The organism is Thioclava sp. JM3 (assembly GCF_002213185.1).
GTDB classification, from domain to species: Bacteria; Pseudomonadota; Alphaproteobacteria; order Rhodobacterales; family Rhodobacteraceae; genus Thioclava; species Thioclava nitratireducens.
Map to the genome: position 1 here is coordinate 141,316 of NZ_NBOB01000004.1, position 26,224 is coordinate 167,539.

At 64.0% G+C, this 26,224-nt stretch carries 23 protein-coding genes; 17 read left to right on the forward strand and 6 right to left on the reverse strand.

All coding sequences use genetic code 11. The annotated features are described in order from the left end of the window. Positions 1-4: 4 nt before the first annotated feature. The 14 genes from B6V73_RS08610 to B6V73_RS08675 all read left to right on the forward strand — a co-directional run bounded on the left by B6V73_RS08610 (position 5) and on the right by B6V73_RS08675 (position 12,714). Positions 5-952, forward strand: coding sequence for a sugar-binding transcriptional regulator (locus B6V73_RS08610; protein WP_088725030.1), 948 nt, complete (start codon positions 5-7; stop codon positions 950-952). A 137-nt stretch (positions 953-1,089) separates the two neighbouring features. Continuing rightward, positions 1,090-2,409 (forward strand): sugar ABC transporter substrate-binding protein, encoded by a 1,320-nt coding sequence (locus B6V73_RS08615; protein WP_075774607.1) that lies wholly within the window; start codon positions 1,090-1,092, stop codon positions 2,407-2,409. A gap of 88 nt (positions 2,410-2,497) precedes the next feature. Then, positions 2,498-3,370: a sugar ABC transporter permease gene (locus B6V73_RS08620; protein ID WP_088725031.1), complete on the forward strand. Its 873-nt coding sequence runs from the start codon at positions 2,498-2,500 to the stop codon at positions 3,368-3,370. A gap of 4 nt (positions 3,371-3,374) precedes the next feature. Further along, complete coding sequence (locus B6V73_RS08625; RefSeq protein WP_075774605.1) at positions 3,375-4,205, forward strand: carbohydrate ABC transporter permease; 831 nt, start codon at positions 3,375-3,377, stop codon at positions 4,203-4,205. A gap of 12 nt (positions 4,206-4,217) precedes the next feature. After that, positions 4,218-5,213, forward strand: coding sequence for an ABC transporter ATP-binding protein (locus tag B6V73_RS08630; protein ID WP_075774604.1), 996 nt, complete (start codon positions 4,218-4,220; stop codon positions 5,211-5,213). Continuing rightward, complete coding sequence (locus B6V73_RS08635; protein ID WP_075774603.1) at positions 5,210-5,974, forward strand: L-iditol 2-dehydrogenase; 765 nt, start codon at positions 5,210-5,212, stop codon at positions 5,972-5,974. The genes B6V73_RS08630 and B6V73_RS08635 overlap by 4 nt, the downstream gene beginning before the upstream one ends. 1 nt (position 5,975) lies before the next feature. After that, positions 5,976-7,442 (forward strand): mannitol dehydrogenase family protein, encoded by a 1,467-nt coding sequence (locus B6V73_RS08640; RefSeq protein WP_088725032.1) that lies wholly within the window; start codon positions 5,976-5,978, stop codon positions 7,440-7,442. A gap of 126 nt (positions 7,443-7,568) precedes the next feature. Then, positions 7,569-8,714, forward strand: coding sequence for an acyl-CoA dehydrogenase family protein (locus B6V73_RS08645; protein ID WP_088725033.1), 1,146 nt, complete (start codon positions 7,569-7,571; stop codon positions 8,712-8,714). Further along, a complete protein-coding gene (locus tag B6V73_RS08650; RefSeq protein ID WP_075774600.1) occupies positions 8,711-9,757 on the forward strand; it encodes an enoyl-CoA hydratase/isomerase family protein in 1,047 nt (348 codons plus the stop codon). The genes B6V73_RS08645 and B6V73_RS08650 overlap by 4 nt, the downstream gene beginning before the upstream one ends. Next, on the forward strand, positions 9,754-10,626 hold the full coding sequence (gene mmsB / locus B6V73_RS08655; protein ID WP_075774599.1) for a 3-hydroxyisobutyrate dehydrogenase: 873 nt from the start codon (positions 9,754-9,756) through the stop codon (positions 10,624-10,626). Before B6V73_RS08650 ends, mmsB begins: the two co-directional genes overlap by 4 nt. Before the next feature lie 108 nt (positions 10,627-10,734). Next, complete coding sequence (locus B6V73_RS08660; RefSeq protein ID WP_075774598.1) at positions 10,735-10,932, forward strand: DUF2892 domain-containing protein; 198 nt, start codon at positions 10,735-10,737, stop codon at positions 10,930-10,932. 188 nt (positions 10,933-11,120) lie between these two features. Next, positions 11,121-11,546, forward strand: coding sequence for an excinuclease ABC subunit A (locus tag B6V73_RS08665; RefSeq protein WP_088725034.1), 426 nt, complete (start codon positions 11,121-11,123; stop codon positions 11,544-11,546). Positions 11,547-11,782: 236 nt separating this feature from the next. Next, positions 11,783-12,130: a hypothetical protein gene (locus tag B6V73_RS08670; RefSeq protein WP_075774596.1), complete on the forward strand. Its 348-nt coding sequence runs from the start codon at positions 11,783-11,785 to the stop codon at positions 12,128-12,130. A 152-nt stretch (positions 12,131-12,282) separates the two neighbouring features. Beyond that, the gene (locus tag B6V73_RS08675) at positions 12,283-12,714 is read left to right on the forward strand and encodes a hypothetical protein (protein ID WP_075774595.1); all 432 of its coding nucleotides are present in this window, start codon (positions 12,283-12,285) and stop codon (positions 12,712-12,714) included. Positions 12,715-12,745: 31 nt separating this feature from the next. Here B6V73_RS08675 and uvrA read toward each other — a convergent pair whose 3' ends face one another. Further along, the gene (gene uvrA / locus B6V73_RS08680) at positions 12,746-15,607 is read right to left on the reverse strand and encodes an excinuclease ABC subunit UvrA (protein ID WP_075774594.1); all 2,862 of its coding nucleotides are present in this window, start codon (positions 15,605-15,607) and stop codon (positions 12,746-12,748) included. Between the two features lie 288 nt (positions 15,608-15,895). Between uvrA and B6V73_RS08685 the strand changes: the two genes are divergently transcribed. Both B6V73_RS08685 and htpX read left to right on the forward strand, forming a co-directional pair. Further along, complete coding sequence (locus B6V73_RS08685; RefSeq protein WP_075774593.1) at positions 15,896-16,264, forward strand: rhodanese-like domain-containing protein; 369 nt, start codon at positions 15,896-15,898, stop codon at positions 16,262-16,264. A 130-nt stretch (positions 16,265-16,394) separates the two neighbouring features. Continuing rightward, positions 16,395-17,336 carry a zinc metalloprotease HtpX gene (htpX, locus tag B6V73_RS08690; protein ID WP_088718832.1) on the forward strand — a complete coding sequence of 314 codons (942 nt, stop codon included), beginning with the start codon at positions 16,395-16,397 and terminating at the stop codon, positions 17,334-17,336. Positions 17,337-17,554: 218 nt separating this feature from the next. Here htpX and lpdA read toward each other — a convergent pair whose 3' ends face one another. The 5 genes from lpdA to B6V73_RS08715 form a co-directional block, all read right to left on the reverse strand. Further along, positions 17,555-18,949: a dihydrolipoyl dehydrogenase gene (lpdA, locus tag B6V73_RS08695; protein WP_075774591.1), complete on the reverse strand. Its 1,395-nt coding sequence runs from the start codon at positions 18,947-18,949 to the stop codon at positions 17,555-17,557. A 36-nt stretch (positions 18,950-18,985) separates the two neighbouring features. Then, positions 18,986-19,570: a DUF924 family protein gene (locus tag B6V73_RS08700; protein ID WP_075774590.1), complete on the reverse strand. Its 585-nt coding sequence runs from the start codon at positions 19,568-19,570 to the stop codon at positions 18,986-18,988. Between the two features lie 84 nt (positions 19,571-19,654). Next, entirely contained in the window at positions 19,655-20,950 is a 1,296-nt protein-coding gene (locus B6V73_RS08705) for an MFS transporter (protein ID WP_075774589.1), read from the reverse strand. An 87-nt stretch (positions 20,951-21,037) separates the two neighbouring features. Continuing rightward, positions 21,038-22,099, reverse strand: coding sequence for a tRNA preQ1(34) S-adenosylmethionine ribosyltransferase-isomerase QueA (gene queA, locus B6V73_RS08710; RefSeq protein WP_075774588.1), 1,062 nt, complete (start codon positions 22,097-22,099; stop codon positions 21,038-21,040). A gap of 8 nt (positions 22,100-22,107) precedes the next feature. Next, positions 22,108-25,488: an AsmA-like C-terminal region-containing protein gene (locus B6V73_RS08715; protein ID WP_168174879.1), complete on the reverse strand. Its 3,381-nt coding sequence runs from the start codon at positions 25,486-25,488 to the stop codon at positions 22,108-22,110. Between the two features lie 179 nt (positions 25,489-25,667). Here B6V73_RS08715 and B6V73_RS08720 point away from each other — a divergent pair, with 179 nt between their 5' ends. Continuing rightward, a complete protein-coding gene (locus tag B6V73_RS08720; protein WP_088725036.1) occupies positions 25,668-26,171 on the forward strand; it encodes a peroxiredoxin in 504 nt (167 codons plus the stop codon). Positions 26,172-26,224: the final 53 nt, after the last annotated feature.

Here is a 26,224-nt window from a genome sequence, read left to right on the forward strand (position 1 = left end):
CCGTATGAATGAGGCCGAAACTTCGCGCGATGACGAGGCGGCACGGGCCGGATGGCTCTATTACGTCGGCGGCATGACGCAGGACCAGATCGCCGCCGAACTTGGCGTGTCGCGCCAGCGCGCGCAGCGGCTGGTGAGCCGCGCGGTTTCAGAAGGACTGGTGCGGGTGCGGATCGAGCACAAGATCGGCGCCTGTCTGGAACTGGAAGCGGCGCTGATGCGTCGCTTCGGGCTGCAGACGGTGCGCGTCGCGCCGTCGCTGGGTGAACGCGGCGACCCGGCCACGGCCACCGCCGCTTTTGCCGCCACGCTTCTCGAACGGATCCTCGCACGGTCCGAGCCGCAGGTGATCGCCTTCGGGACGGGCCGCTCGCTCTCTGCGATGGTGAACGAGGTGATGCAGCGCCCCGCGACCGAGCACAAGATCGTCTCGCTGATCGGCAACATCGCCCCGGACGGTTCTGCCTCGTTCTATGACGTCATCATGCGGATGGCCGACAAGCTGCGCCTGCCGCATTATCCGATGCTGGTTCCGGTGATCTCGGAAACGGTGGAGGAACGTGCGATGTTCGACCGGCTCAAGCCGGTGCAGGCCGTGAAGCGGCTCGCGGCGGAGGCGGATGCGACCTTCGTCGGCGTCGGCCAGCTGGGCGAGGACGCGCCGGTGCACAAGGACGGCTTCGTCACCCTCGCCGAACTCGAGGAGCTGCGCGCGGCTGGCGGCGTGGGCGAGCTCGTGGGCTCGTTCTACGATGCGCAGGGCAACTACATCACCACTCCCACCACGACGCGTTTCGGCTCGTTCCGGATCGAGCCCAAGCGCGACGCCCCGGTGATCGGCATCGCCGCTGGCAGCTCGAAACTGGTCGCGATTCGTGCCGCTCTGGAAGGCGGGCTTCTCAACGGGCTCGTGACCGACGAGCCGACGGCTCAGGCCCTGTTGGAAGACTGACGCCGAAACAAGGCGTTAGAGACGGCGTTCATAATAAATCAAGACATCGCAGTAATTCTTGATTGACAGCTTGGGTTCTGTTTGTGAATATTTTCTCACAGTTTGGGCATATGCTCAGACCGCAAGGGAGGAAATCTATGACTTATACGATCCGGGCGCTCATGGGCGCCTGTGCTCTCGGCGCGCTTGCGACTGCTGCGGCAGCCGAGACCACCATCACCGTCGCAACCGTGAACAACGGCGATATGGTCCGCATGCAGGGCCTGATGGACGACTTCTATGCCGAGCATCCCGACATCAAGGTGGAATGGGTCACGCTGGAAGAGAACGTCCTGCGCCAGAAGGTCACCACCGACATCGCCACCAAGGGCGGCCAATTCGACGTGCTGACCATCGGCACCTACGAGGTTCCGATCTGGGGCAAGCAGGGCTGGCTCGTGCCGCTCGACGGCATGCCCGACAGCTATGACGTGAACGACCTGCTGCCGCAGATCCGCAAAGGCCTTACTGTGGATGGCAAGCTCTATGCAGCGCCCTTCTACGGCGAAAGCTCCTTCGTGATGTATCGCAAGGACCTGATGGAAAAGGCCGGGATGGAAATGCCCGAGAAGCCGACCTGGTCCGACATCGAAAAAGCCGCTGCCGCGATGACCGACAAGGACAATGAAGTCTACGGCATCTGTCTGCGCGGCAAGGCCGGTTGGGGCGAGAACGCCGCCTTCCTGACCACGATGGACAACTCGATGGGCGGACGTTGGTTCGACGAGAACTGGCAGCCGCAATTCAACACGGCCCCGTGGAAAGAGACCATGTCGCGTTACCTCGACATGATGAACAAATACGGCCCGCCCGGCGCGTCGGCCAACGGCTTCAACGAGAACCTCGCACTGTTCCAGCAGGGCAAATGCGGCATGTGGATCGACGCCACGGTGGCTGCGTCCTTCGTGACCAACCCCAAGGACTCGACCGTGGCCGACAAGGTCGGCTTCGCGCTCGCGCCGAACAAGGAAGGCGTCGACAAGCGCGCGAACTGGCTCTGGGCCTGGTCGCTGGCGATCCCGGCGGGCACCCAGAAGGAAGACGCCGCGAAGACTTTCATCGAATGGGCGACCTCGAAGCACTATACCGAGCTCGTGGCCGAGAAAGAGGGCTGGGCGAACGTGCCCCCGGGCACCCGTACCTCGCTCTACGAGAACCCGAAATATCTCGAAGCGGCTCCCTTCGCGAAGCTGACGCTGGACTCGATCAACGCGGCTGACCCGACCAATCCGACGGTCGACCCGGTTCCCTATACCGGCGTCCAGTTCGTCGCGATCCCCGAGTTCCAGGCGATCGGCACCGCCGTCGGCCAGCAGTTCTCGGCTGCGCTCGCAGGGCAAATCTCCGGCGATCAGGCACTGCAAAACGCACAGAGCCTGACCGAGCGCGAGATGAAGAAGGCCGGTTACATCAAGTAACCAGGCCCCTCCCCGGCCGGGGCGGTCATTTTGGGTCTGACCGCCCCGTGCCTCTTTTTTTCAACTTCCGATAACCGGAGCCGGACCGATGTCCACGCAAGCCTCGCGCTCTGCCGCGCGTCTCATGATTTCGCCATCCGTCATCCTGCTGTTCATGTGGATGGCCGTGCCGCTGGGCATGACGATCTGGTTCTCGTTCCAGCGCTACAACCTGCTGATGCCCGGTCAGGGCGGCTTCGTGGGCTGGGACAATTACTATTACTTCCTCACCGATCCCGCCTTCTTGACTGCGCTCAAGAACACTTTGGTGCTGGTGGGGGGCGTGCTGCTGATCACCGTGATCGGGGGCATCCTGCTGGCGCTGCTCCTCGATCAGCCGATCTTCGGCCAGGGCATCGTGCGGGTTCTCGTGATCGCGCCCTTCTTCGTCATGCCGACCGTGTCCGCACTGGTCTGGAAGAACATGCTCTACAATCCGGTGAACGGCATTTTCGCCTATATCGCCAAGGCGATAGGGCTACAGCCATATGACTTTCTCGCCCATGCGCCGATGCTTTCGATCACCATAATCGTGGCATGGCAGTGGCTGCCCTTCGCGACGCTGATCCTGCTGACCGCGCTGCAATCGCTGGATTCCGAGCAGCTGGAAGCCGCCGAGATGGACGGCGCGGGCGCCCTGTCGCGGTTCTTCTACATCATGCTGCCACACCTCGCACGGGCCGCGACCGTGGTGATCCTCATCCAGACGATCTTCCTGCTCTCGACCTTCGCGGAAATCCTAGTGACCACGAATGGCGGGCCGGGCAACGCGTCCACCACGCTGACCTACCTCGTCTATGTCCAGTCGCTGCTGCAATTCGACGTGGGCGGAGGCGCCGCGGGCGGTGTGATCGCCGTGATCCTCGCAAATATCGTCGCGATCTTCCTGATGCGGATGATCGGCAAGAACCTGGAGGCGTAATCCAATGGCGCGCAAAATCTCCAACCGCCGCCGCACGATCATGTCCGTGATCGCATGGGCGCTGGCCTTCGTGATCTTCTTCCCGATCCTCTGGACGATCATCCTGTCGTTCAAGACCGAGGGCGACGCGATCAAGGCGCCGTGGGACGTGCTGACCTCGGCCTGGACCGTCGATAGCTACCATCTCGTTCAGGAGCGCTCGAACTACTTCCGCCACTTCATGAATTCGGTGGTGATCTCGTTCGGTTCCACCCTGCTGGCGCTCATCGTCGCGATCCCCTCGGCCTGGGCCATGGCCTTCGTGCCGGGCAAGCGCACCAAGGACGTGCTGATGTGGATGCTGTCCACCAAGATGATGCCCGCCGTGGGCGTGCTCGTCCCGATCTACCTGATGTTCCGCGACTGGGGCCTGCTGGATACCCGGACCGGTCTGGTCATCGTGCTGTGCCTGATGAACCTGCCGATCGTGATCTGGATGCTCTTCACCTATTTCAAGGAAATTCCGAAGGACATCCTCGAGGCCGCCCGTATGGATGGCGCGACCTTGAGCGGCGAGATCCTCTACGTGCTGACCCCGATGGCCGTGCCCGGCATCGCCTCGACGCTTCTGCTCAACGTGATCCTCGCCTGGAACGAAGCCTTCTGGACGCTGAACCTGACGGCGGCGAATGCCGCCCCCCTCACCGCTTTCATTGCCGCCTATTCCAGCCCCGAAGGGCTGTTCTACGCGAAACTCTCTGCCGCCTCGACGCTGGCTATCGCACCGATCCTGATCCTCGGCTGGTTCAGCCAGAAACAGCTGGTGCGTGGCCTGACCTTCGGCGCCGTGAAATAAGGAGCTAAACCCATGGGACAGATTACCCTCAAGGGCGTCCGCAAGGCCTTCGGCGATGTCGAGGTCATCCCGCCGCTCGATCTGGAAATCAACGAAGGCGAGTTCGTCGTCTTCGTCGGCCCCTCGGGCTGCGGCAAATCCACCCTTCTGCGCCTGATCGCGGGTCTGGAAGACGTCTCGGGCGGCGAAATCGAGATCAACGGTCAACCTTCGAGCGACCTGCCCCCCGCCAAGCGCGGGCTGGCGATGGTGTTCCAGAGCTACGCGCTCTACCCGCATATGTCGGTGCGCAAGAACATCGCCTTCCCGCTGAAGATGGCAAAGCTGGACGCGGCGGCGGCCAAAGAGAAGGTCGACAATGCGGCGCGCATCCTCAACCTGACCGACTATCTCGACCGTCGCCCCGGCCAGCTTTCGGGCGGTCAGCGCCAGCGCGTCGCGATCGGTCGGGCCATCGTGCGGGAACCGGCGGCGTTCCTTTTCGACGAACCGCTGTCGAACCTCGATGCGGCGCTGCGGGTGAACATGCGGCTGGAGATCTCGGAACTGCACCAGAAGCTCAAGACCACGATGATCTACGTCACCCACGATCAGGTCGAGGCGATGACCATGGCCGACAAGATCGTCGTGCTGCAGGCCGGACGGATCGAACAGGTTGGCTCGCCGCTGGAACTGTATCGCTCGCCGCGCAACAAGTTCGTCGCGGGCTTCATCGGCTCGCCGAAGATGAACTTCATCGAGGGCGACGAAGCTGCGAAATACGGCGCCGACAGCATCGGCATCCGCCCGGAGCATATCGAGGTCTCGACGACCGAAGGCGCGTGGGAGGGCACGGTCGGCGTGTCCGAGCACTTGGGCTCCGACACGTTCCTGCATGTCGAAACGAAGCATGGCGTGATCAACGTGCGCGGCGGCGGCGAGATCGGGCTGCATTCGGGCGACAAGGTCTACCTGACCCCCGACCTCAACCAACTCCACAAATTCGACGCGCAAGGACAGGCAATCTGATGCGACTGAATGGCAAACGCGCCCTGATCACCGGGGCAGCCCGTGGGATCGGCCGCGCTTTCGCGGAGAAATACATCGCGGAAGGCGCGGAGGTCGTGATCGGCGATATCGACATCGCGCGGGCCGAGGACACCGCGGCCGAGATCGGCGCGGTCGCGCTCAAGCTCGACGTGACCGACGCGGCGAGCATCGACGCCGCCATGGAGAAGATGCGCGCCTCGGGCGGGATCGACATCCTGATCAACAACGCCGCGATCTTCACCGCCGCGCCGCTCGTGGAAATCACCCGCGAGGATTACGCCCGCGTCTTCAAGATCAACGTCGAAGGCACGCTCTTCATGATGCAGGCGGCGGCGAAGGAGATGATCGCGCAGGCCCGTGGCGGCAAGATCATCAACATGGCGTCTCAGGCCGGACGTCGGGGCGAGGCATTGGTCGCGGTATATTGCGCCTCCAAGGCCGCCGTCATCAGCCTTACGCAATCCGCGGGGCTGAACCTGATCGAACATGGCATCAACGTGAACGCGATCGCGCCCGGCGTGGTCGATGGCGAGCATTGGGACGGCGTCGATGCCTTCTTCGCGAAATACGAGAACAAACCCTTGGGCCAGAAGAAGAAAGAGGTCGGCGAGTCCGTCCCCTATGGCCGCATGGGGACCGCCGCCGACCTGACCGGCATGGCCGTTTTCCTCGCCTCGGACGAGGCCGAATACATCGTCGCCCAGACCTACAATGTCGACGGCGGAAACTGGATGAGCTGACATGACACTTTCCAACGACACCCTCTCCGAGCTTCCCGCAGACGTGGCGCGCCCCGGTTACGACCGCGCGGCGCTCACCCCCGGCATCGTTCATATCGGCTGCGGCAATTTCCACCGGGCGCATCAGGCGGTCTATCTCGACGATCTGTTCAATTTGGGCGAAGGCCATGACTGGGCGCTCATGGGCGCGGGCGTTCGACCGGGCGATGCGAAGATGCGCGATGCGGTTCTAGCACAGGACGGGCTCTATAGCGTGATCGAGCTGGACCCGGCGGCGAAATCGGCCCGCGTGATAGGCTCGATGGTTGGTTTTGCCGAAGTGGCCTCCGGAAATGCGCCGCTGATCGCAGCCATGTCGCAGCCCAGCGTTCGGATCGTGTCGCTTACCGTGACCGAGGGCGGCTATTACATCGACCCGAAGACCGGCACGTTCAGCCCGACCCATCCCGACATTCAGGCCGATGCGGCCAATCCGGACCATCCCGAGACCGCGTTCGGCGCGATCATCGCCGCGCTGAAGGCGCGCCGAGCCTCGGGCGTGCCGCCCTTCACCGTGATGTGTTGCGATAACGTGCCCCATAACGGCCATGTCACGCGCGACGCGGTTTGCGGACTGGCGGAACTCTCCGATCCGGAGCTAAGCGCATGGATCAAGGCCAATGTCGCCTTTCCGAACTCGATGGTGGACCGGATCACCCCCGCCACCGGCCCGCGCGAGCGTGCGCTGGCCCAAAGCTTCGGGATCGAGGACGCCGCCCCCGTCACCTGCGAGCCCTTCCGGCAATGGGTGATGGAGGACAATTTCCCTGCGGGCCGCCCCGCGCTGGAGAAAGTCGGCGTGACCTTCACCGATGCGGTCGCCCGGTTCGAGACGATGAAGATCCGTATCCTCAATGGCGGGCACGCGATCATCGCCTATGCCGCAGGCCTGCGGGACATCGAATACGCGCATGAGGCGATGGCAGATGATCAGATCCGCGCCTATCTCGACAAGATCGAGACGACCGAGATCCTGCCCATCGTGCCGCCGGTGCCCGACACCGACCTGAACGATTACAAGCAGCTGATCTTGAGCCGCTTCTCGAACCCGGAAGTGGCCGACACGATCCGCCGCCTGTGCCATGACGGCTCGAACCGGCAACCGAAGTTCATCATCACCTCGATCAGCGATTGCCTCGCTCAGGGCCGGGATTGCACCGGGCTGATCCTCGAGAGCGCGCTCTGGTGCCGCTATTGCTACGGCACCAGCGAGACCGGCGCCGAGATCGCGCCGAACGATCCGAATTGGGATCGCCTCGTCGCGCAGTCGAAGCTGGCGAAGGAGCGTCCCGCCGCGTGGCTGGAGATGTCCGAGATCTACGGCGATCTGGCCGAGAATGCCGAGGTCGTGGCGAAATTCACCGCGCTTCTCAATGACGTCTGGGCACGCGGGTCGCACTCGGTGATCGCGGATTATCTGGCGGGCTGACGGCACGCTTGCACTTGCACAAGCTCCCCCTTGCAAAACTCTCGCAAGGATTCGAAATTAAACGGGTGTTCAATTCATCCGGTTGAGGTCGAGCCTTTACCGAAAGTGAGCTCGGGGAGGAGTTTCATGGATTACGCGCTCAGCGAGGAACAGCAGGCCATTTTCGACATGGCTTACGCCTTCGGGCAGGACGAGATCGCCCCCCATGCGGACGCGTGGGAAGAGGCCGGCACGATCCCGAAAGAGCTCTGGCCGAAAGTGGCCGAGCTGGGTCTGGGCGGCATCTACGTCGCCGAAGACTATGGCGGATCGGGCCTGTCGCGCCTCGATGCCACGCTCGTCTTCGAGGCGCTCGCAATGTCCTGCCCCGCCGTGGGCTCGTTCCTGTCGATCCACAACATGTGCGGCGGCATGATCGACAAGTTCGGCTCGGACGAGGACAAGGCGCGCTGGCTGCCCGATCTGGTCAGCATGAAAAAGGTCTTCTCCTACTGCCTGACCGAGCCGGGTTCGGGCTCGGACGCAGCGGCGCTGCGGACCAAGGCCGAGCGCTCGAACGAGGGCTGGGTGCTCAACGGCACCAAGGCGTTCATCTCGGGCGGCGGCTATTCGGATGTCTATGTGACCATGGTCCGCACCGGCGATCCGGGGCCCAAGGGCATCTCGACGATCGTGGTCGAGGACGGCGCGAAGGGGCTCAGCTTCGGCGGGCTGGAGCGCAAGATGGGCTGGAAGGCTCAGCCGACCGCGCAGGTGCAATTCGACGATTGCCACATTCCGGCGGAGAACTTGCTGGGCGAAGAGGGCAAAGGCTTTACTTATGCGATGGCGGGTCTCGATGGCGGGCGTCTGAATATCGCGGCCTCCGCCCTGGGCGGCGCGCAGGCCGCGCTCAACAAGACGCTGGCCTATATGGGCGAGCGCAAGGCCTTCGGTAAATCGCTCGACCAGTTCCAGGCGCTGCAATTCCGCCTCGCCGATATGGAGGTGAAGCTGGAATCCGCGCGCACCTTCCTGCGTCAGGCGGCATGGAAGCTCGACAACAAGTCCCATGATGCGACGAAGTTCTGCGCCATGGCTAAACTCTATGTGACGGATGCCTCATTCGATGTGGCAAACCAATGCCTGCAATTGCATGGTGGTTACGGCTATCTTGCCGATTACGGGATCGAGAAGATCGTGCGCGACCTGCGCGTGCACCAGATCCTTGAAGGCACGAATGAAATCATGCGGCTGATCGTCAGCCGCGCGATGCTGGCGGAGCGTGGATGACCGAAGAAACGATGATCGCGAGAAAGGAAGGCCACGCCGGACGGCTGACCTTCAATCGACCCAAGGCGCTCAACGCGCTCGATCACGAGATGGCCATGGCGATCGAGGCGGCGCTCGACGCATGGCGCGACGACCCGGAGGTCGATCTTGTCGTGATCGACGCAGCGGGTGATCGCGCCTTCTGCTCGGGCGGCGACATCGCCGCCGTCTACCGGGCCGGGATCGCTGGCGATTATGCACCGGGACGCGACTTCTGGCGCGACGAATACCGGATGAACGCAAAGATCGCGGAATATCCCAAGCCCATCGTCGCCTTCATGCAGGGCTTTGTCATGGGCGGCGGTGTCGGCGTCGGCGGCCATGCCAGCCACCGGATCGTGGGCGAAAGCACGCAGGTCGCGATGCCGGAAAGCGGGATCGGGCTGATCCCGGACGTGGGCGGCACGCTCTTGCTGGCGCGCGCGCCAGGCCACGTGGGCGAATATCTCGGCCTCACGGGGGCGCGAATGAACGCAACCGACGCGCTCTATGCCGGGTTCGCCGATATGTTCGTGCCCGAGGCCGATTGGGAGGAGTTGAAGACCCGGCTCATCGAGACCGGCAATATCGACACCCTGCCCCATCCGCGCACCCCGCCCGAACCCGGCAAGCTGGAAGGCCTGCGCCCCGAGATCGACCGCATCTTCTGGGCCGAGAACCTCAGCGCGATCGTCGCCAAGCTCGAGACTTCGGGCAGCGAGTTCGCCGAGAAGACCTACAAGACGGTGCTGCGCAACTCTGCGCTGTCGATGGAGGCGACGCTGCGCCTGATCCGCATGACCCGCGCCGAGAACACGATCCGCGCCGCCCTCACCCATGAGTTCCGCTTTACCTGGCGTGCGGCGGAGCTAGGTGATTTTCTTGAGGGCGTGCGGGCGCAGATCATCGACAAGGATCGCAATCCGCAATGGAAATATGCTCTGGATGCGCTGCCGGAAGAGGCGGTCGCGCAGATGCTGGAGCCGCTCGGCCCCGAATGGGCCATCTGGGAGGAGACGACATGAAAATCGCATTCATCGGGCTTGGAAACATGGGTGGGCCGATGGCGGCCAATCTGGTCGCCGCGGGTCACAAAGTGATCGGCTTCGACCTCACCGCCCCGCCGCCCGAGGGCGTGGGTCGGGCGACGACCGCAGCGGCGGCGGCGCAGGAGGCCGAGGTCGTCATCACCATGCTCCCCAACGGCCAGATCCTGCGCGACGTCGCGAAGGAAGTGATCCCGGCGATGCAGGAAGATGCGGTGCTGTGCGATTGCTCGACCGTCGATGTCGACAGCGCGAAAGCGGTCGCGGCGATGGCGGCAGAGCGCGGCCTCGGTTCGCTCGACGCGCCTGTCTCCGGTGGCGTGGGCGGCGCGACCAACGGCACGCTGACCTTCATGGTGGGTGGTGACGCGAAAAGCTTCGAGATCGTGAAGCCCCTCTTCGACGTGATGGGCCAGAAGGCCGTGCATTGCGGCGAAGCGGGCGCGGGTCAGGCGGCCAAGATCTGCAACAACATGATCCTCGGCGTGACGATGATCGCGACCTGCGAAGCCTTCGCGTTGGCCGACAAGCTGGGCCTCGACCGCGAGAAGATGTTCGACGTGGTCTCGACCTCCTCGGGTCAGAGCTGGTCGATGAACACCTATTGCCCGGCGCCGGGCGTCGGCCCGCAATCGCCCGCCGACAACGATTACAAGCCGGGCTTCGCCGCCGAGCTGATGCTCAAGGACCTGCGGCTGAGCCAGCAGGCCGCCGAGAGCGCCGATGCCGACACGCCGATGGGCAAGCTGGCCGCCGCGCTCTATTCGGCCTTCGTGGAAACCGAAGGCGGCAAGGGCCGTGACTTCTCGGCCATGCTGCCGCGTTTCGAAAAGCGCAGCCGCACCTGAATTCCGAGTGGAGGCGCGTCACCGCGCCTCCCGCAGTTAATCCTTGCCGCCTGAGTTCGCGTAACAGTATCAAGTTGCAAGGAAGCTGCGCCACGGAAAGGGCTTTGAATGTTCAAGAACAATGTCGGCGGCATCGACCGCACTCTGCGCATCGTGGTCGGGCTGGCCCTGATCATCGCCTTCTTCATGACCCCGCCCGGCCCCTATCGCTGGCTCTTCTGGGTGGGGCTGATTCCGCTCGGGACCGGGTTGCTGGGCACTTGCCCGCTCTACTCGATGCTCGGCGTCAATACCTGTAAGAAGTAACCCCAGAAGCCTGATTTCGCCCCGAGGGCGAGCCGGACCCCGCCGAATGACCGCGCGTCTTCGGCGGGGTCTTGCTTGTGAGAGGGTTGCGCGTGGATAAAGCCCGATTCCGCGATGGAACGGCTGGCCAGCTACGTTCATTTATATCCCAACACGCGCATGAGGCGCGTCAGGAAAGGAGAGGTCACATGAAACACCTGACCCAGCTTACCCTCGCCGCTGCCCTCGGGGCGAGCCTTCTGCCCGGGGCCGCCCTTGCTGACGGCCATGGCCACGGCAAATGGAAGAACGACCGCGGCCACGCAGAGCGCGATTACAGGGGCTGCCCGCCCGGACTGGCCAAGAAGAACAATGGCTGCCGTCCGCCCGGTCTCGCCAAGAAAAGCTATCGCCACGACGACGAGCGCGACGACAAATGGCGGGACGCGGAGCGCCGTTGGCGCCGCGGTGACCGGATCACCGGCGACTACGTCCTGATCCGCGACCCGAACCGCTACGGCCTGAACGACAATCGCACCTATTGGCGCTCCAACGGCTACGTCTATCAGGTCGACCGCCAGACCGGCGAAGTGCTCGCTCTGATCGGACTCGCGCGTTCGATCCTCGGCTACTGACTTCGCAGACGCAGCGTCAACCGCGACATAGCGCCGCATCTGAACACGAGGCCTTCACGTAAAGTGGAGGCCTTTGTGATTTGACACGGAAATATCGTAATTTTTTATTAAGCAATAACAGCAACTTACAGCGCGCAACAGCTTTCGTTTCTACGCATGGCGGCAATGCGGAATCTGCAATGGACCTTTTCGCCGCAATGCGGCATTTGGTCCCTCAAGACGAAAGGAAAACGCGCATGACTTATCTCCCCCGTGTCGCGCTGATCGCGGTGATCGGCGCAGCTTTTACCCCGATGGCAGCTCTCGCAGATGGTCCGATGAGCGCCGCAGGTTCGAAAATGGCAGCAAGCGTCTCGGTCGCGAACCAGTCGCATGACCAGAAGCCCTCGGTTCGCAACGACCTGCTGTGGCAAGTTGGCCAGCAGATCACCGAGAACCACGTTCGCCTCCGCCAGCCCGCCGCGTTCGGCCTGAAGGCTGACGCGACCTACTGGCGCTCGTTCGGCTACATCTACGAAGTCAGCCCCGAGAGCGGCGAAGTGCTCGCCCAGGTCGGCAAGGCCACGGACATCGTCGGCTTCTGAGCCACAGTCCAGACGGAAATTAAAAAACGGGCGGAACCACTCCGCCCGTTTTTTATTGTCCTCGAAAGGTTGGAGGACAAAAAGATGTATCGATTCTCAATTTCGTTGCCCGATGACACGCGCGTGGATAGGCTTTCAAGATGAGGATCGTGATGCGCCCACTCGCCCTGATTGCGCTGACCTGCGCCCTGCCCGCCCTCGCCTCTGCCGAAGGATCGGCGCAAGGGGTTCAGGTAATGCGCGGTGGGAAGATCGACATGGGTAGCCCCGCAGCGCAGGAAGCCAAAGCTTCCGCAAAGGCCGCGCCGGAGTGCAAGACGCTCACGACGGGCGACACGTTCTGCAAGGTCGCCACGACGAATGGCACGTCACGCTGGGTACTGCAGGGTCAGATGGAGCCCGAGTTCAGCGTCGGCGATGTGTTTCCAGTCTATCAGCACTCGATGATCCTGAACCTGCGCCGCTACGATCTGCCGATCGTGACCGGCGCCTGGCGCTACTACAACGTGCGCGGCGTGATCTACAAAGTCGGCGCGGAAGACCACAAGGTCATGGAAGTCATCGGCCGCACCGCACGGCGCTGAGCCCGCGCGCCCGCGACCAGAGCGCGGCGGATCACTCCGCCGCGACCTTCACTCCCAGCATCTGCGCAAGGTAATGGCCGGTATGGCTGCGCGGGTTGGTGGCCACTTCTTCCGGCGTGCCGACCGCCACGATCTCGCCGCCGCCATCGCCGCCCTCGGGGCCGATATCGATGATATGATCGGCCGTCTTGATGACGTCGAGATTGTGCTCGATCACCACGACGGTGTTGCCCTGCTCCACGAGGCTGTGCAGCACTTCCAGCAGTTTTCGAACATCTTCGAAGTGCAGACCGGTCGTCGGCTCGTCGAGAATGTACAAAGTGCGACCTGTGGCGCGTTTCGACAGTTCCTTGGACAGCTTCACCCGCTGCGCCTCGCCGCCTGACAGCGTCGTTGCCTGTTGGCCGACCTTGATATAGCCAAGGCCCACCTCCATCAGCGCGTCCATCTTCTCGCGGATCGAAGGCACCGCCTTGAAGAACTCCTGCGCGTCCTCGACCGTCATGTCGAGCACGTCCGCGATGGACTTGCCCTTATACTGGATTTCAAGCGTCTCGCGGTTGTAGCGCTTGCCCTTGCAGGTCTCGCATTCGACATAGACGTCGGGCAGGAAGTGCATCTCGATCTTGATCACGCCATCGCCCTGACAGGCCTCGCAGCGCCCGCCCTTCACGTTGAAGGAGAACCGCCCCGGCTTGTAGCCGCGCGCCTTCGCCTCCGGCAGACCGGCGAACCAGTCGCGGATCGGGGTGAAGGCGCCGGTATAGGTCGCGGGGTTCGAGCGCGGCGTGCGCCCGATCGGGCGCTGGTCGATGTCGATGACCTTGTCGAGATGCTCCAACCCCTTGATCGTATCGCAGGGCGCGGGCGTCTGACGCGCACCGTTGAGCCGCATCGAGGCGGTCTTGAACAGGGTCTCGATGGTGAGCGTGGACTTGCCCCCGCCCGAAACGCCGGTGACGCAGACGAACTTGCCGAGCGGGAACTCGGCCGTGACGTTCTTGAGGTTGTTGCCGGTCGCACCCACGACCTTGAGCTTCTTCTTGTTGCCCTTGCGCCGCTCGGTCGGGACCGCGATCTCGCGCGTGCCGGACAGGTATTGCCCGGTCAACGACGCCGGATCGGCGGCAATCTCTTCGGGCGTGCCGCGCGAAACGACCTGACCGCCATGCACGCCGGCGCCCGGGCCGATATCGAAGACGTAATCGGCATGGCGGATCGCATCCTCGTCATGCTCCACAACGATCACCGTATTGCCCTGATCGCGCAGGTTTTTCAGCGTCTGGAGGAGGCGGTCGTTGTCGCGCTGGTGCAGGCCGATCGACGGCTCGTCGAGCACGTAGAGCACGCCCGTCAGGCCCGAACCGATCTGCGAGGCCAGCCGGATCCGCTGGCTCTCGCCGCCCGACAGAGTGCCCGCCGCGCGGCTCATGGTCAGGTAATCGAGACCCACATTCACGAGGAAGCCGAGGCGTTCACGGATTTCCTTGAGGATCGCCGTCGCGATTTCGTTCTTCTGGTGCGAGAGGCTGCCCGGCACGGTGGCGACCCACTCATGGGCCTCCTTGATCGACATCTCGACCACGTGGCCCACATGCTTGCCGCCGATCTTCACGGCGAGCGCTTCGGGCCGCAGGCGGTAGCCGCCGCAAGCGTGGCAGGGACGGTTGTTCTGATAGCGCTCCATCTCCTCGCGCGACCAGGCAGAGTCGGTCTCGCGGTAGCGGCGCTCCATGTTCGGGATGATCCCCTCGAAGGTGCGGCTGACCTCGTAGACGCGGCCGCCCTCGTCGAAGCGGAACTTGATCTCTTCATCGCCCGAGCCGCGCAGGAACAGCTCCTGCACGTTTTCCGGCAGATCCTTCCACGGCTTTTTCGGATCGAAGCCGTAATGTTTCGACAGCGCCTCGATCGTCTGGGTGTAATAGGGCGATTTCGTCCGCGCCCAGGGGGCCAGCGCCCCGCCCTGCACCGAGAGCGTCACATCGGGCACCATCAGGCGCTCGTCGAAGAACAGTTCGACGCCGAGGCCGTCACAGACCGGACAGGCCCCGAACGGCGCGTTGAACGAGAACAGGCGCGGTTCGATCTCGGGGATCGTGAAGCCCGACACCGGACAGGCGAAGTTTTCCGAGAAGGTCGTGCGTTCGGGCTCCCCCTCGCCTTCGCGCGGCGCGCTCTCGAAGATCGCGATGCCGTCGGCGAGGTCGAGCGCGGTGCGGAAACTGTCGGCCAGCCGCGTCTCCATCCCCTCGCGCACGACGACGCGATCCACGACCACGTCGATGTTGTGGCGGAATTTCTTATCGAGCGTCGGCGGTTCTTCCAGCTCGTAGAACTCGCCATTCACCTTCACGCGCTGAAAACCTTGCTTGCGCAGCTCGATGAATTCCTTGCGATATTCGCCTTTGCGGTCGCGCACGATCGGGGCGAGCAGATAGCCGCGCGTGCCCTCCTCCATCTGCATCACGATATCGACCATATCCTGCACCTGCTGCGCCTCGATCGGCTCGCCGGTGGCGGGCGAATAGGGCGTGCCCGCGCGGGCGTAGAGCAGACGCAGGTAGTCGTAGATTTCGGTCACGGTGCCGACGGTGGAGCGCGGGTTCTTCGACGTCGTCTTCTGCTCGATCGAGATCGCAGGCGACAGACCCGAGATGTGATCGACGTCGGGTTTGCCCATCATGTCGAGGAACTGGCGCGCATAGGCGCTCAGACTTTCGACATAGCGGCGCTGCCCTTCGGCATAGATCGTGTCGAAGGCCAGCGAGGATTTCCCGGAGCCCGACAGCCCCGTGATCACCACGAACTGGTCGCGCGGAATATCGACATCCACGCCCTTGAGATTGTGCTCGCGCGCGCCGCGCACTTCGATGAACTTCAGTTCAGCCATCCACGCCCCCTTTTATCACCAGCCCTAGATAGGTGTTTCCCCGCGAGTCTCCAATCCAAATCTGCGAACGAAATGTGAACTTTCTGCATGGCGGCAATGTCGCGCGTATCCGTCGTGCCGCTTGCACGCCTCGCAGCCCGATCAAAATTGCGGCAATTAGGCATTAAATTCCATTTCTTGAATGTATTTTCGACGGGTTTCGCGCTATCACTCTTGAAAGCGGTCCGGTATTTGCCACATGAACCGGGAAACGGGCCTGCGGGTCACGCGAATGCAAGAGGTAACGACATGCTGAATTTTCTTCGCCCTTCCGGTGGAAACCGGGTCGAGCGCATTGCCCCGCAGGACGCCGTCGCCAAGGCGAAAGCCGGTGAGCTGACCGTGGTCGACGTGCGTGAGGGCATGGAAGTGAAAAGCTCGGGCAAGGCCAAGGGCGCGCTTCATATCCCGCTCGCGACGATCCGCATGAAGGCCGACCCGTCGAGCCCGGAGAAGCATCCCGACCTCGACCCCGCGAAGCCGGTCGCGCTCTATTGCGCCTCGGGCGGGCGCTCGGCAGGTGCGGCGCAGATGCTCGTCCAGATGGGCTACGCCGAAGTCTACAACATCGGCGGTCTGGGCGACTGGCACGCAGGTGGCGGCGAGATCGAGCGCTGATCGCGCACTGTGTCGCATGATTTTGAAGGGGTCCCGCCGGGGCCCCTTTTGTTTTGCGCAGCCGATGGAATTGCGTGGGCGTGGCGCGTGCCTATATCGGATGCGTAACGATCAAAGGGTGAGACCGACAATGGGTTATGCCAAGACTGCGATGCTGATGGCGGCGATGACGGCGCTGTTCATGGGGCTGGGCTACCTGATGGGTGGTGCGACCGGCATGGTGATCGCGCTGATCTTCGCCGCCGGGATGAATGTCTATTCGTGGTGGAATTCGGATAAAATGGTGCTGCGGATGCATAACGCGCATCTGGTGGCGCCGGGCGACCGCGCGGGGCTGAACGCGCTGGTCGGGCAACTGGCCAAGAATGCCGACCTGCCGATGCCCGCCGTCTACCTGATCGACACGCCGCAGCCCAATGCCTTCGCCACTGGCCGCAACCCCGAGAACGCCGCCGTGGCGGTAACCGCCGGGCTGATGCAGAGCCTGTCGCGCGAGGAGTTGTCTGGCGTGATCGCTCACGAGTTGGCCCATATCAAACACCGCGACACCGCGATCATGACCGTGACGGCGAGCTTCGCAGGTGCGATTTCGATGCTGGCAAATTTCGCCCTGTTCTTCGGCGGCTCGCGCGAGCGGATGGGGATCATGGGCACGCTGGCGATGATGTTCCTCGCCCCGATGGCGGCGGCGCTGGTCCAGATGGCGATCTCGCGCACACGCGAATATGCGGCCGACAAGGAAGGGGCTGCGATCTGCGGCAACCCTCTCTGGCTGGCCTCGGCGCTGCAGCGGATCGAGGCTGGCGCGCGTCGGGTCGAAAATGTCGCCGCCGAGCGCAATCCTGCGACCGCGCATATGTTCATCATCAACCCGCTGAGCGGGCACGGCGCGGATAACCTCTTCGCCACCCACCCCTCTACCGAGAACCGCGTTGCAGCGCTGCGGCAGATGGCGGGCGGTGCGGGTGCGCGTCGTGAGCGCGCGGCCCCCGCGCCGGCTACGGGCGATTGGAGCGGTGCGCGCTCGATGCCGAAGGTGCGCCGGAAAGGCAAGAACGGACCTTGGTCATGACCAGCACGGGGCGACCAGCCCCGGGCCGCGCCCGACCCTCCCCCCGGGAGGGCGCATTGACGATGTCAGCGCAGGCGCATCCTACTTGCGGACTTGCAGGATAAACCGCCCGGCCACAGGCGACGCGCAGCGCCCACCCGAGGCTCGGGCGCGCCCCTTATCACCAAAACAAAAAGGCCGGGGTCCCCCCGGCCTTTCGCATTTCCCGGCACATCCGATCAGAAGTGGATCGCGCGCCCGTAAGCGTCGAGCACCGACTCGTGCATCATCTCCGACAGGGTCGGGTGCGGGAAGACGGTGTTCATCAGGTCTTCCTCGGTGGTCTCCAGCTGGCGCCCCACGACATAGCCCTGGATCAGTTCGGTCACTTCCGCGCCGACCATGTGCGCGCCCAGCAATTCGCCGGTCTTCGCGTCAAACACGGTCTTCACCAGCCCCTCGCTCTCCCCCAAGGCGATCGCCTTGCCGTTGCCGATGAAGGGGAAGCGGCCAACCTTGATGTCGTAGCCCGCCTCTTTCGCTTTCGCTTCCGTCATGCCGACCGAGGCGACCTGAGGCTGGCAATAGGTGCAGCCCGCGATCGAGCCCGGCTTGACCGGATGGGCGTGCTTGCCCGCGATCAGCTCGGCCACCATCACGCCCTCATGGCTCGCCTTGTGCGCGAGCCACGGTGCGCCCGCGATATCGCCGATGGCATAGAGCCCGTCGACGCCGGTGCGGCAGTATTCATCGGTCACGACATGGGTGCGGTCGATCTTCACGCCCGCCTCTTCAAGGCCCAGATCCTCGACATTGCCGACGATGCCGACCGCGGAGATCACGGTGTCGACTTCCAGCGTCTCGGTCTTGCCGCCCTTGTCGAGCGTTGCGATCACCTTGTCGGCCTTGCGGTCGAGCTTGGTTACCGTGGTCTTCTCGCGGATCGTCATGCCCTGTTTCTCGAACTGCTTCTTGGCGAATTTCGAGATTTCCTCGTCCTCGACGGGCAGCACGCGATCCATCACCTCGACGACCGTCGTCTCGGCGCCGAGCGTATTGAAGAAGCTGGCGAATTCGATACCGATCGCGCCCGAGCCGATGACCAGCAATTTCTTCGGCTCATGCGGCGGATTGAGCGCGTGCTTGTAGGACCAGACGCGCTTGCCGTCGGCCTCGAGCCCCGGCAGATTGCGCGCCCGCGCGCCAGTCGCCAGCACGATGTTCTTGGCGGTCAACTCTTCGCTACCCTTGTCGGTTTTCACCGAAACCTTGCCCTTGCCGGCAAGTTTCGCGGTGCCCATCACGACATCGACCTTGTTCTTCTTGAGCAAGTGGCCGACGCCCGAAGCGAGCTGCTTGGCCACCCCGCGCGAGCGTTTCACCACCGCGTCGAGATCGTAGCCGAACTTCTCGGCGCTGAGGCCGAAATCCTTCGCGCGCTCCATCAGGTGGAACACCTCGGCCGAGCGCAGAAGCGCCTTCGTGGGAATACAGCCCCAGTTCAGGCAGATGCCGCCCAGATGCTCGCGCTCCACGATCGCGACCTTGAGGCCCAGCTGTGCGCCCCGGATGGCGCTGACATAGCCCCCCGGCCCTGCCCCGATCACGATCATGTCGTAGGTTTTCGATGCCATGTCTTCCCTCCGGTCAGAAACTGGTTTGGCATTAAACTATTTTGCGGACAGCTTCAACTCATCCGCATCCGCAAGCGCCTTGCGGTAGCCGCCCTGCTCCATGAATGCCTGTTCCTCGGGCGTTGTCTCGCGATCTAGCGCGGAATTGCGCCAAGGGAAGCGCCCGAACCGTTCGATCACTGAACGATGTGCGAGCGCGTGGCGCAGGTTATCTTCAGAGCGCCAGCGCTCGGAGAACAGGGTCACCGCCCGGTCCTGATCGGCAAGCTCTTCGGAATGCATGAAAGGAAGGTAGAAGAATTGCTGCAGCGGCGGCCCGATCTGCAGGTCGAACCCTTCGGCGATGGCGCGATCGGCATGGCGCCGTGCCATCGGGTCGGTCTGGAAGGCGCGCGGATCGTCTCGGAACATGTTGCGCGGGAACTGGTCGAGTAGCAGCAGAAGCGCCAGCGCGCCCTGCGCGTTGCGCTCCCATTCGGTCAGCGCGCCTTGCGCGCCTACCTGCCAGAGCGGCGCGTAACGACGCCGGATCGCGGCGTCGATCTGCTCGCTCGACTGGTACCAGTATTTCTCGCCGACCTCGATACGCCAGAAGCGTATAATCTCGTTGATGCGATCCATGGTGACGGCCCTCCCCTGCCGTGCCTGCCCCGCTGTCATCAGATCATGGTAGGGCAAGCGCAGAGGCAGGCAAAGGGCCTTGCATCAGGCGGCGGCATCCTCGTTCTTCGCGGCCTCGGTCTCGGCTTCCTCTTCGCTGGCCGCTTCGGCCTCCTCCTGCGCGACTTCCAGACGCGCCTCGACTGCCACCGCGGTCGCCGTCGGCGAGAGCAGCGTGTAGGAGCCGGTCTCGTCCACCGAAGGCGCTTCGCGGCGCGTCATCCGCCACACTGCATAGCCAGCGATTGCGGCGCAGAGCACACCGATATAGAGGAAGAACCCGCCCGGACCCATGACGCTCATCAGCCAGCCGGTCACCAGCGGCCCCGCGACCGCGCCAAGCCCGTTTACGAACATCAGCCCCGCAGAGGCGGCCGCCATGTCGGAGGAATCGAGATAGTCGTTGGTATAGGCGATCAAGAGCGAATAGAGCGGATTGGCCACACCGCCGATCAGCGTCGCTCCGATCAGCAGCACCCAGAAGGGTGGGTTGAGCGCGAAGATCGTGAACGTCACCACCGCGCCCGCGAGTGCCGCCCCCATGATCACGCGGCGCCGGTCCATTCGGTCCGAAGCCCAGCCGATCGGATATTGCAGCACGAGGCCGCCCACGTAGATCGCCGCCACGAAGGCCGAAATCTGCTTCACGTCGAGCCCTTCGGCGGTACCCCAGACCGAGGCCATGCCGAACATCGCCGAGATGATTCCACCCAGCAGGAAGAGCCCCACCATGCCCAGCGGCGAGGCTTCCCAGAGCCGCTTGAAGGTCATGCGCTGGATCGTCTCGAAGCTGGGCGCGGGCGAGGCGGCGAGCAGAATCGGCGTGAAGGACAGCGACACCAGAACCGAGGGGATCACGAAGAGGAGATACCCCGCCGGGTCGCCCACGTTCAGCAGCGCCTGCGCCGTGACGATGCCGAACATCTGCATGATCATGTAGAGCGACAGCGCCTGGCCGCGCGTCTCGTTGGTCGACCCCGCGTTCAGCCAGCTTTCCGCCGTGATATACACGCCCGAGAAGGAGAAGCCGATCAGCACGCGCATAGCGACCCAGGCAGGCCAGTTCGGGAAAGCCGCGTAGAGGATCAGTACCGCCGAGATCAGCGAGCCGAGCGCCGCGAAGACGCGGACGTGACCGACGCGCGCGATCATCTCGGGCACCATGCGCGACCCGAACAGGAAGCCCGCGAAATAGGCCGACATCACGAGCGACATGTAGAAGGTGTTGATGCCCTCGATCTTGCCGCGGATACCGAGCAGCGTGCCCTGCATCCCGTTGCCGACCATCAAGAGCATGATGCCCAGCAAAAGCGGCCATGTCTGGCGCAGCACTAACAGCATATCGGTCTCCCGGGGGCCTGAATTGGATTGCGTCGTCCCGCGGCATCTAGTCCGCGGCGACAACATTTCCAAGCCCTGAAAGCGACTCTAGGGAATTAGAAGCGACGCATCGCCGTAAGAGAAGAAACGGTAGCCCGTCTTAACCGCATGATCGTAAATTTTGCGTATGCGATCTTGCCCCATCAAGGCCGAGACGAGCATCAGCAGCGTCGATTTCGGCAGGTGGAAATTCGTCATCAGCGCGTCGGTGATGCGAAACTCGAAGCCGGGATAGATGAAGATGTCGGTGGCATCGCGGAAGGGCACGATATGGCCTTTCGCGCCGCCCTCGGCGCGTGCGGCGCTCTCGATCAGGCGCAGCGCGGTGGTGCCGACGGGAATGACGCGGCCGCCTGCGGCCTTGGTCGCGTTGATCTCGGCCGCTGCCTGCTCGCTCACTTCGCCCCATTCGGAATGCATCTTGTGCGTGGTGACGTCCTCGACCTTCACCGGCAGGAAGGTGCCCGCGCCGACATGCAGCGTCACTTCGGTGAACTCCACGCCCTTGGCGGCCAGCGCCTCCAGCAACTCGCGGGTGAAATGGAGGCTGGCCGTGGGCGCCGCGACCGCGCCGGAATGGCGGGCGAAGACAGTCTGATAGTCGCGCTTGTCCTCGTCATCGGGGGCGCGCAGCGCCGCGATATAGGGCGGCAGCGGCATCGCTCCGGCCTCGGCCAGAGCCGCGTCGAAATCCTCGCCCGTGAGGTTGAAGCTGAGCCGCAGCTGGCCGTCCTCGATCGCCTCGACCTTGGCCGAAAGCGCGTCGGAGAAGACAATCTCCTCACCCTCCTTCACCTTGCGCAAAGGCTTCGCCAGCGCGGACCATTCGCCGCCCGGTGCGGGCTCCAGAAGCGTCACCTCGACCTTCGCGACCACCTCGCCCTGTGCGCTCTGCCGGGTCCGTGTGCCCGCCAGCCGCGCCGGGATCACCTTGGTATTGTTGAGCACCAGCCGGTCGCCGGGGCGGAAGATGTCGACCAGATCACGCACGTGGCGATCATGAATTGTATCACCTTCGGCTAACAACAATCGTGCCGCATCGCGCGGGCGCGCAGGTCGCGTCGCAATCAGCCCCTCGGGGAGCTCGAAATCAAAATCGTCTAGCTTCATCTTCAGCCTTATTCGCTCAGCACCTTGGGCGGCGCCGCCCGGAACAACTCACGCAATCCGCCGGGCGCCAGAACCGACAGCGGGTTGATCGAGACCTTCGGCGCGTCGGCGCTTCCGCGCACCGAGTAGTTGAAGCCAAAGAGCCCTTCCCCCGCCTTCGAGATGACCTGACCGATCCCGTTCACGAGATAGAAAGGCGAGATCACGCCCTTCATGTTCAGCGTCTTCGATTGCGGGTAGTAGTTGCCCGTCATCGTCACCCCCATGGAGGCCCCTACGGCGGCGCCCCGTGTGACACTCACCCCGTTGGGCGTCAAGCGGAAGGCGCCATCGACGGAACTGAACAGGATGCCCTCGCCGCTAAGCTGTTCCAGCAGCCCCACGCCCGAGGCCGCCGACAGCAGTGAGGCCAGAACCGGCGCGTCCTTCACCCGCAGGTTCGCGACGGTGAGCTTGCCGTCATAGCTTTTCTGCCCAACCGGCGTCAGCACCAGCGTGCCCTGCCCGCCGCGCGCCTTGGTGAATATTCCGGTTGCCGCCAGCGCCTGTCCCGCATCTTGCGTTTGCGCCCGGACTGCGACGCGCCCGCCCGCGGCGGGGATCACCGTGCCGTCGATCGGCGCGCTGCCGTTCAACTGTCCCTGGAACCGGCCCGACAGACCGCCCCGCGTACTGAAATCGCCGCGAAACCCGGTGAGCGCGATGCCGTCCGTTATCTGCACCCGGTCGAGGGCAGCATTAATCGACGTGCCGCCCCCACCGCCTGCGCCGGCGCCGCCGCTGCCGCCCAGATCCGCCTGTGCGAGGTTCAGATCGCCGGAGGTGACATTCACCTTCGGCGGGCGCGCCTTGCCCTGGCCTATCAGATCGACGCTACCGTCGAACCAGTTGCCGACGCTGAGGCTCGAGAACCGCGCCCGGTTCAGCCCGCCGCCCTTGTTCAGCGTGATCCCGCCCTGCGCCTTCAGCCCCGCCGCGCTCAGCGACAAGCTGTCGATATCGGGTGGCGCGCCGAGCGTGCCGGAAATCTTCAGATCGCCCGCGCTGCCCGCAGGTTTGCTCCACCCGATTTCCGGGATCGACAACCGAACCCCCTGCAGCGCACTGGTGAAGGTGAAGGCGGTCGGCTGATCCTTGCGCAGATCGAGCGCGATACGACCTTTGCCCGCGCCGCCCACCATACCGTTCGGCAAGGCAATCCCAAGACGATCCAGCCCGTCGGCGCTTACATCGACCGTGCCCGCAACCTCCGAGCGGCCCTTGTGCTCCGGCCCGAATTTCTGCGTCCAGGCTGCATCGAACCCGACACCGGACAGTGTCCCCTTGCCGGAAATCGTCATCCCCTTGGGATCGGCCTTCAGCGTCAGCAAATCGGCCCGCAGCGTCCGGTTGGGCACCAGCGTGTCGGTCTTCACCTCGGTCAGCCGGGCGGTGACATCGAAACCGATCTCGTCCTGCGGCACCTTGGGTTTAAGCGGTAGCCGGATTACCGAACGCGCCTCGGCCCAACCCTGCGCGATATCGGTGCTCATGCCTGCCTTGCTGAGAAACTCGAAAGGCGGCTGATCGAGCAGCGACAGCGCCGCCGGAATCGGCGAGCGGGTCATCAGCGTGACCTCCGCCGGGGCTGGTTTGATGCGGATATCGGGCACGATGAGCGACGAGCCCGTCACCTCGATCCGGCCGCCCGACGGCGCGGTCACATGCCCCTCCTCGACCTTGAGCGCCTGACGCGTGTCGATGATCGTGGCAAAGCCACGGCCCTGCTGAACGGGCGGCAAGGTGTTGATGATCCGCACATCCGCGCCGCGGAACTCGTAGCCAAGCGCCAGTTTCGGCTGCGCCCCCGGCACCAGCCGCAGCGCGACGCGGGCATTGCGCAGTTGGCCGGTGGTCACGTTCTTCTCGAGCCATTCGCGGGTCTTCGGCACCACCGCCGGCGGCCAGAGCGCGAGCAGCTTGGTCTGGTCGATCTGGTCGATCCCGGCATCGAGCGCGACTTTCCAACCGTCCTTCTCGGCGCTGACCTTGCCGCGCGCCGAAATCGTTGTGTCGCCCTGATCGTTCAGCTCCAGCTGCCCGATATCGACGCGGAACGGATCGAGGTTGAGCCGGAAGTCGACCGCGCCTTGCGCGAATTGCACAGGGCTCTCGAACAGACCCGCCGGGTCGAGCTGCAGATCGGAAATCGCGATCTGGCCGAGGATCTCCTTAGGCACGCCGCCCTCGAGATCGCGCAGATAGGTGTGGCCTGCCGCCCGCAGCCGCAATGCCCTGCTGTTGAGCGAAAGCGTCGAGACCTCGACGCGCTGCCGCTTCGGGTCATAGCTGAGATAGAGCTTGCCATTCTCGATCGGGATCGGCTTCACGCCCTCGTTGGGCCGGATCGCGCCGCGCCCGATCTCGAGCATCGCGTTCATCCCGGTCAGTTCGCCCTTGTCGTTCAGCCCGGAGCGCAGCGCCCCCGAGATCGGCGCATCGAGCACGCCGAGCGCCGCGAGCGCCGGCGCCTGCACCGCGAGATCGCGCGCCGGAAGCGCGGTCACGGCAGCCCCGAAACTCGCTTCGCGGCTGGCCTTCTGCGTGGTCATCGACAGCGCGACCTGCGCCGGCTTCGCCCGACCACTACCCAGATCGAACCCAAGCGCGACAGAGATTTCGCTATCGCTCTGCGTCAGTTTGAACCTGCCGTCGCTGACCTTCCAGAGCCGGTCGAGACGCTCGTCCATCAGCCGGAGTTGCAAGTCTTCGGCGCTGATCTGCTGCAGGTTGGACAGCGCTGGAACCTCGAGCGTTTTTTCAAAGGTCTCAATGAGATCGGAGGCATTGTTCAGGTCGATATTGGCGAAGCGATTGCCGCCGCCGAAATCGAGATCGAGCTTGCCGTCGGGCAGGCGATGCAGCGAAAGGCTCGCCCCGCGCAGCCGGAACGAACGCGGCTCCACCCGCCCGCGCAGCAGCGGCTCCGCCCAGAGCGTCATGCGCAGCTCGGGCAACACCGCGATCGGCAAGCCCGAAGGCCGCTCGAGCCGCACCGTGTTCAGCCGGATCCGGGGCCGGATTCCGTCATCGATATAGAGATCGATCCCGCCGGATAGCCGAACCCGCATCTGCCCCTGCAACGCGTCATTGGCGCGTGTCTCGATGCGGGAAACAACCCATTGCGGTACGGCGACCGCGCGATGCGTGATGACGAGAAAGGCCCCGGCGGCCACGATTCCGAGAAACAGGAAGCTGAGAACCAGCAAGAGCCCGGTGCGCGCCCTGCGGCCGCGACCTGCCGACGTTTCCGCCCCGGTGGCGACCGTCTCGGCGTCGCCCGTCGACGCTTTGCCCGCCCTATCGGGCGTGCCAGACGTTTCGCGGCTATCGGGACGCTCTCTCTCCATACCGTTCGTCTTGCGCCCGTTGGCTCGGGGCCGTTTCTCCCTCGGAAGCGGCGCGTGCCGACCCCGTCTCATCTGCCGGGCCCACCGCGCGCGGTCTTGCCCGGGTCTCCTGCCTCGTGGTTAAGTCTCGCGCAAGCGGGCGTGGAAAGTAAGCCCCGAACTTGCAAGGAGGTTCCCCAATGATCGAGACAGGCGAAAAAGCGCCGGACTTCACTCTGCCCGCCACGGGTGGCAAAAGCTTCGAAACACTCGGAAATCCGATCACGGAGGAGGGCAACCTGACGATGTCGGCCTTCGCCGGCCGTCCGGTCGTGCTGTATTTCTACCCCAAGGACAACACGCCCGGCTGCACCACCGAGGCGCTCGATTTCACCCGGCTCGCCCCGGATTTCGCCGCCGCAGGCGCGGTCGTTGTCGGCATCTCCAAGGACAGCCTGAAGAAGCACGAGAATTTCTGCGCCAAGCATGACCTGGGCATATATCTGGCCTCCGACGATGATGCGGAAACCTGCGAAGCTTACGGTGTCTGGGCCGAAAAATCGATGTATGGCAAGACCTTCTGGGGCATCGTTCGCGCGACCTTCCTGATCGACGCAGACGGCAAGGTGGCGAAGGTCTGGCCGAAGGTGAAGGTCAAAGGCCACGCAGAAGAGGTGCTCGGCGCCGTCCGAGACCTCGGCTGATCGAAACCCCGAAAAGGCGCTTCCCCGGGCGTCCACCCTCGCGACGCGGCGCC